At 36.5% G+C, this 6,594-nt stretch carries 5 protein-coding genes; all 5 read right to left on the bottom strand.

Annotated features, from left to right (window positions below; genetic code table 11):
- Nucleotides 1-75 precede the first annotated feature (75 nt).
- The 5 genes from H6G26_RS36940 to H6G26_RS36920 all read right to left on the bottom strand — a co-directional run bounded on the left by H6G26_RS36940 (nucleotide 76) and on the right by H6G26_RS36920 (nucleotide 6,225).
- Nucleotides 76-1,290 carry an ISL3 family transposase gene (locus H6G26_RS36940; protein ID WP_199327253.1) on the bottom strand — a complete coding sequence of 405 codons (1,215 nt, stop codon included), beginning with the start codon at nucleotides 1,288-1,290 and terminating at the stop codon, nucleotides 76-78.
- A 375-nt stretch (nucleotides 1,291-1,665) separates the two neighbouring features.
- Nucleotides 1,666-2,415 carry an SDR family NAD(P)-dependent oxidoreductase gene (locus H6G26_RS36935; protein WP_190736489.1) on the bottom strand — a complete coding sequence of 250 codons (750 nt, stop codon included), beginning with the start codon at nucleotides 2,413-2,415 and terminating at the stop codon, nucleotides 1,666-1,668.
- A gap of 147 nt (nucleotides 2,416-2,562) precedes the next feature.
- A complete protein-coding gene (locus tag H6G26_RS36930; protein WP_190736487.1) occupies nucleotides 2,563-4,179 on the bottom strand; it encodes a GMC oxidoreductase in 1,617 nt (538 codons plus the stop codon).
- A 531-nt stretch (nucleotides 4,180-4,710) separates the two neighbouring features.
- Nucleotides 4,711-5,427, bottom strand: coding sequence for an NHLP leader peptide family RiPP precursor (locus H6G26_RS36925; RefSeq protein WP_190736485.1), 717 nt, complete (start codon nucleotides 5,425-5,427; stop codon nucleotides 4,711-4,713).
- Nucleotides 5,428-5,508: 81 nt separating this feature from the next.
- Nucleotides 5,509-6,225 carry an SDR family oxidoreductase gene (locus H6G26_RS36920; RefSeq protein WP_190736471.1) on the bottom strand — a complete coding sequence of 239 codons (717 nt, stop codon included), beginning with the start codon at nucleotides 6,223-6,225 and terminating at the stop codon, nucleotides 5,509-5,511.
- Between the last annotated feature and the right edge of the window lie 369 nt (nucleotides 6,226-6,594).

Here is a 6,594-nt window from a genome sequence, read left to right as displayed (position 1 = left end):
TTTGATTTATTTTGTTTATCATTCACTCAATTTCTACAATTATTTATGTCATTTTGAAATCTTTCTTAGTTTTTATTAGTAAATAAGATGCGTTCGCCCTGATCCATATCCAGAACGTTTAATTAGCTTAAGTTTGTTATTAATTCCTTCGACAGTACCACTATTTGTCCCATGATCAAAGTAAGCAATAACTTCATCAAACCAACGGATAATAGTATTGTTGCTTTTTGGAAAATATATTTTAGCTCTCGACAACCACATGCCTAGTTTAAAGACTCCCGCATACCAATCATTAGTGTTATTAAAAATTTTCCGAAATTTTTCTTTGAGTTCATGCATTACTTTCAATATTGGAGATACACTTTTAAGTTGAATCAGTTTATTCACTTGCTCTTCGCTTAAGTTATCTTCATTCTTAAGCAACGGATATTTGCTACTCTTTAATCCTTCTAATATTTGTTGATATTCAACTTTATCTGCTGCTAATTTTGTTTTTTTGATTAATTCTTCTACATTGCGCTTCTCTCTTTTTCTTTGTGTATCTAACTCTTTGTTTATCTGTGTCATCACATGAAATCTATCTGCTACGACTTGAGCATTTGGCATTAATTCTATAACTAAGTTTTTATACCCTTGCCATAAATCTATACTTACTTCTTCTATTCGCTCTAAAACTTCAACTCCCCACCCTGTAAGTACTTCAGCTATTACCGTTTTTGTGCGATCGCTTAACATAGTAATAACTTTAGATGCATCCAAATCTATTAGTACTGCACAGTAATGACCCTTTCCTTTAACTAGAGCTATCTCATCAATTCCAAGCCTTTTTAAGTTTAAAGGTCTTGACTCCGATAATTCTTCAGATGCGTCCTTTAACATACGTTCTATCTCTTCGGTTGTAACGATCCCTTTTGATGCTACACTGTGTATGTCATTCTCTAAAACTTCTTGTATGGTTTTGTGTGCAAGCCGTTTTGTATAAGTTCTTTTCTTCCTCACAAAATCGAGATGTTCACTAAATGGTTTTTGACATTTTCTGCATTTGAATTGTCGCCTATTTATTTCTAAAAATACTGGTTTCTCTCCAAAGGGCAAGTCTTTAACAATATGTCGATGATTTTGATGTAAATTATGGCTTTTTGTGCCACAATTGGGACAATTAGCATCTAATTTTTTCGATTCAGTTTTTAAAATTATTCCAATTCCCTCATGAAGACGATGTGATATTACTTTTATGTCGTCTAAATCAAGAAGCTCTGTGAGGATTTTTATATCATTTTTATGGATCATGACCGTAAATTTACTAAAAAATAATCTGATTGAATTTACAGTTAGCAACAAATATTTATTCTATGTCAATGATTGCAATGCTTTTAGTAATCTTTTAATACAATTTTAATATCGTTTTCAGTTTTTAACTAATAATTTAGCATAGTAAGTACTGAAGAACCTCAATTTTTCTGAAATATTCATAATCATTAGAAGCCTGCACAAAGCAGGCTTTGGTTGCATATATCTAAATTAAGGATACTAGAGAAATCCTAAGATTTAATATCATGTCCTGTTGATTGCCTATCATTAAAACTTTTAGCATTAGTCTTAATTATAAGTGTTTATTCGGACTTAATATTATCGCTTATTAACTCATATTATCTGAAGTAACTGTTACCAAGGCAAAGGAAATGGCCCGCCAAACTTTCTCATCTCTGCAAAAAAGCCACCTTGAGGGCCACCATCTGGCAGTGTAGCTAAATAAACAGCTGTTTCTGCACCTTCTTCTGTGGTCAAGGGCGCATCTGCTCCTCCAATATCAGTTTTCATCCATCCAGGAGAATAGTTATTGACTAAGATATTAGTGCCCTTCAACTCCTTTGCCAACAGACAAGCCACTCCATTTAAACTAATTTTTGACAGCCTATATGAGGGAGCAATAACATAAAAATCATTACTTATAAGATTCAAGGATGCCATTTCAGTAGATACATTGACGATGCGCCCATAATTACGCTCTTTCATCAAAGGAATCAGTGCTTGGCACATCCGTAATGGACCTACTGTATTGACTGCAAATGACGAGATAACCGTATCCAATTTCGCAGTTAGTATACTGCTTTCTTCAGGCTCTTTTGTAGAATTTACGCCTGCATTATTGACTAATATATCTACTCTCCCATACTGTTTGTGTAACGCACCGACAAAATTTACAACACTTTTGTCATCAATTACATTCAAAGGTAGATAGTCAACTTCAAGACCTTGCTGTACTAAATTACCACGAGCTTCCAATCCCTGTGTTTCGTCTCGACTGGACATGATAACTTGAATATTTTCTAGCTTTGCTAATTGCCGGGCAATCTCAAAACCAAGGCCTTTAGAACTTCCTGTAATAACTGCAACTCTTTTTTCTGTTTTCATAATTGTGTTTCCGACACAAAGTACCATCTCACGCTCATCAATAACCTCAGCAGTAATTTAGCAGTGTTACTCTATATGGTGATTAGTATTTGCATGGCTTTGTTAAGTAAATGACTGAGTTAAGTTTTATTTTGCAGATATGATAAGCTAACCATTAATATCTTCTGCAATGATTTTGTCCATACAGCGTTCTGCTAAAGCTGCAATGGTAAAAGAAGGATTTGTACAAGCTGTAGAGCCTGGAATCAGCGCACCATCAACAACATAAAGTCTAGGATAACCATATACCCGTCCAAATGGATCGCAAGCTTTTCCCATAACGCAACCACCTAAAGGATGACCAGTAATAGCAGCAGCGTTATTTTCAGATACAGCAGTATTATTTTGGGATCTTGATATCATCATCATCCCCTCTTGGGTTTGATGCCGAGGTTGTTTTCCAAAAGTATTAAGGCTCTTATCAAGGTTTGCGAAAAGAAGCTCTGTCTTTTTCACAATGCGATCATCCGCAGATCCTGGCCACTCCAAATTAACACTATCTGTAGATAAATCGTATGTAAAGTTACCCTTTGAATGAGGAATACCTAAACCAAGACAAGATTGTATACCGTCAGGATTATTCCCCAGTTCAAGACTCTCTACAACTATAGGAGTTGGCCCATCAAGTTGCTCAATAACAGCACCTGCGGTTCCTCCATTACCTGTTAAAGAGGCTAAACCCGATCTAATTGTAATGTTATCTCCATTAGTTCCCCAGTCTTTACCAACGAAGTTATTTAATTGAGGTAATGAGTTTTTTGCTTTAGCTTTAACCAAAAGCTTAGAAGTCGCAACAGAACCAGCTGCTATAAATAAATAGCGGCAGGTAAAGGTTTTTTTCCTGATAAGTTCTCCTGACTCATTAATTTCATTACAGAAAACACGGTAATTTTCTTGTCCAGGTATTTTAGCAATATCTGTAACTAAATGTAGAGTCAAAACATTTACTTTACCCGTATTTTCAGCTTGAGGAAGATAGTTGCGATCTAAACTATTTTTTGCTCCGCTATTAACACCCCACCAACATTGACCATTTATAACAGAAGGTGTTTTTGAGCCATTAATTTCTTGACGAATTACATCCCAATCTACAGCTAGATCTAGTAAAAAACTTGGCAAGCCGGCCTTGTTTGCATTCTCCATGAAAAATCGGGTTTTACCATAGTAAGTAGTAGCTAAAACATCCTGTGGAATTGGTGATGCTTTCAGCATTTTTTGAACTCGAGGATAGTAAATCGAATCTAGTTCGTCATAATCAACAACAGAATAATCAAAAACCTTATAAAATATTTCCCGTTTAGGTTTATAGGTAATAGCGTTATAAGCTAACGACCCACCTCCCCAACCAGCACCATTAACAACAATAATTCCTTTTTCTTCTAGTGTTTCAAAAACTCCTGTATACACATCTATAGGATCGTTAAATACAGATTTTGCACTCAGCCAAGCAGCTCTACCGTCAGGTTTATCGAAAGTTGCAAAAGTATTTTGATTGGGTGTAATAGGCCAACGCTTACCCCGCTCTAAAATCAATGTGTTAATACCAGCTTGCCCTAATCGTAAAGCCGCAATAGCTCCACCAAAACCGCTACCAATTACTACTGCGTCTATATAATCATCGCTAGCACGAGTCCGATTTGGAAATGCAAATGAACCTGCTAAACCAGCAGAAAATAGTGCAGCACTCTGAATAAAGTAGCGGCGCTTAAAAGGCTTATGAATCATAGAATTCTCCAAAATCTGATGATGCCCAGTTTCCTAGAAAAGAAATTTCTACTAACAAATTATGATTCTAATCTTCCAAATTTTCAACTAGAGGAATCATATTTGATTTTTGAAATTATTACGTGGTGTGCGAAGCGTAACAGGCGGGAAGTGATGAGTAGGCTTGCCGTGATCGTAGCCGAACGGGAGTAGAGAATATGGAATCATGCTTTTCGAGTTGTACGGATCTTTTTCAGAAATCAAATCATAGCCCTATAGCAATCCAGTTATTTTGTGTAGATAATAAATATTTTTTTAAAATGTAAATGTATTGGTTGCTAATAAATAAAGTGGCGATTGTATTTCAATATTTCAATTTTTTTGATAAACAATCGCCTAAATGTAGGTTTTGTTCTTTGAAAAACTACGCTAATTACTGATGGAAAAATTCCCGAATTTTTGATAATAGGAAGACTCTGCTTAGACTTCTCTTTACAAAGCTTTGGCTCGTTTATTTTTCACATCAAGCATTTTTGTTAAGTCATTAATTACTTATCCAACTACTCCTGTTACTGTATTCATAGCTGGTTGTCGGAATCGCAATGAGGTATACCACCACCACAAACCATGTGATGCTTTCCACCATTCACCAACAGTCACACTATCATCAAGTTTCTCTAATTGCGGATTCTTGGGAAGAATAAAGTAGACGAGATTCGAGGTTTCTTCTAATGACTGAATCTTCAAATCAGCAGGAAATGGTATTCCCATTTCTCCTTCAAATATGGATCTTGGATCGGTAAGGAGTTTTTGACGGAAGGCTTCATTAGTCCAAGAACGAACTATCCATAACGCTTGTAAACACTCTCTGTAAGCTCTAGCTTTGGTAGCGCCAGCAAGTCGGTAGTAAAAATACCAAAAAGTATCAATGATTGGCCACCAGCTAGCAAACTGTTCATATCTATACCAATGCTCTTCAACTGGTGGAGTTGCAGGAAGTACAAAATAGAACGTTTTTTCAGGTTCTTCTAAAACCTTAACCTCTAAATTTGCAGGAAATTTGATTCCCGTTTCTCTTTCAAACACAACTTTTGGATTGGTTAGTATTTCTTGCTTGAGTGATTCATCATTCCAAATACAGTCAATCAGCCGCGCTTGTAAAGCCTCATAATAAGGCCCAAAATTTGTAATATCTACACCTGACCAAAGCTTTCTAACTTGAGGGAAGTCAGTAGAGGTATTTGTCAAGGAAGGATTTGTTGTTACCATTGTTAGCTGTTCTTTAAACTAAAAAAGTAGGTTTGATTGGACTAGTAAAGAAAAATTAAGTCCTATTAGGCGGATTTGGTATTACACTGGCTCAGCGGCTGGAACTACTAAAAGCCTGGGAATAAGGACGTTACCTGGCTGTTCTAAGATGAAACGAACACAACGGGCAATGTCTATTGGTTGCAGTACACCTCCTGAATAGATGAAATCCTTTTGCTGGTCTCCCCATTTATCGTATAAGCCCGTATCTACAGTACCTGGGGCAATGCTTGATACACGAATGTCGGTTCCTGCAAGTTCCACGCGGAGGGAATCTGTAAAGGCCTCGATCGCAAATTTGGTACCGCAGTAAGCACCTAGTTGGGGAACTGTTTTTAGCCCAGCAATACTTGAAGTATTGATTAAAAATCCACTACCAGATTCTTTGAAGTGCCGGAGCGCTGTGTAGCCAATTCTGTAAGCAGCTTCTACGTTGACTCGAACCATTTGACAGATTGCTTCGATATCGACAACTTCAATTGGCCCTACAGTCATCACGCCTGCATTGTTAAAAACTACGTCAAGTTGGCCAAAGGTTTGGATGGCAAAATCTACCAATTTTTGTGGCAATTCAGGGTTTGTGATCTCACCGGGAACGATTTTGGCATGTTGCAAATTTGACGCGAGGTGTTCAAGTTTATCTTGCGATCGCGCTGTGAGCACTAAATTCATGCCCGCTGCGTCTAGCTCCTTGGCAACTGCTTCGCCGATACCACCACTAGCCCCGGTGATAATAGCAACTTTGTTTTGTAAAGTCATTCACTTCTCCTTTAATTCTGTCAATGAATATGTTGATTTGGACTTCGCCGATTCTAATCTTTTCTCCCTAATAACTGGATTAATAGCGGAAAAAGTGTAGTTACTTAGTACTTGTTGTCTAAATCAAAATAACAACAACTACAATTCTTTAGCTATTTTTGTTGATTGCAACCTTTAATTGACTTTATTATAGAAATTACAAAACACAGTTGCAAGGGTTAAATTTTTGAAGAAAGTTTGCATTCTTTCGGTTATAGCCTGTATCCAACTATCTTTTAAATTTATTTATTTAAATCAAAAAGTAGAATTGTTAAACTAACAGCGTATTGAAGAGTAATTTTTTGCCACAGACTCCTGAGAGACTCATAG

Source organism: Nostoc sp. FACHB-888 (genome assembly GCF_014696655.1).
In the GTDB taxonomy this organism is placed as follows: Bacteria; Cyanobacteriota; Cyanobacteriia; order Cyanobacteriales; family Nostocaceae; genus Nostoc.
Note: the sequence above shows the minus strand (reverse complement) of the source record. Positions and strands in the feature narration are given on the sequence as shown.

Coding starts and splice junctions, on each gene's coding strand:
- H6G26_RS36935 (WP_190736489.1), bottom strand. CDS start 2,415: ATGAAAACAGAAAAAAGAGTTGCAGTTATTACAGGAAGTTCTAAAGGC.
- H6G26_RS36940 (WP_199327253.1), bottom strand. CDS start 1,290: ATGATCCATAAAAATGATATAAAAATCCTCACAGAGCTTCTTGATTTA.
- H6G26_RS36920 (WP_190736471.1), bottom strand. CDS start 6,225: ATGACTTTACAAAACAAAGTTGCTATTATCACCGGGGCTAGTGGTGGT.
- H6G26_RS36930 (WP_190736487.1), bottom strand. CDS start 4,179: ATGATTCATAAGCCTTTTAAGCGCCGCTACTTTATTCAGAGTGCTGCA.
- H6G26_RS36925 (WP_190736485.1), bottom strand. CDS start 5,427: ATGGTAACAACAAATCCTTCCTTGACAAATACCTCTACTGACTTCCCT.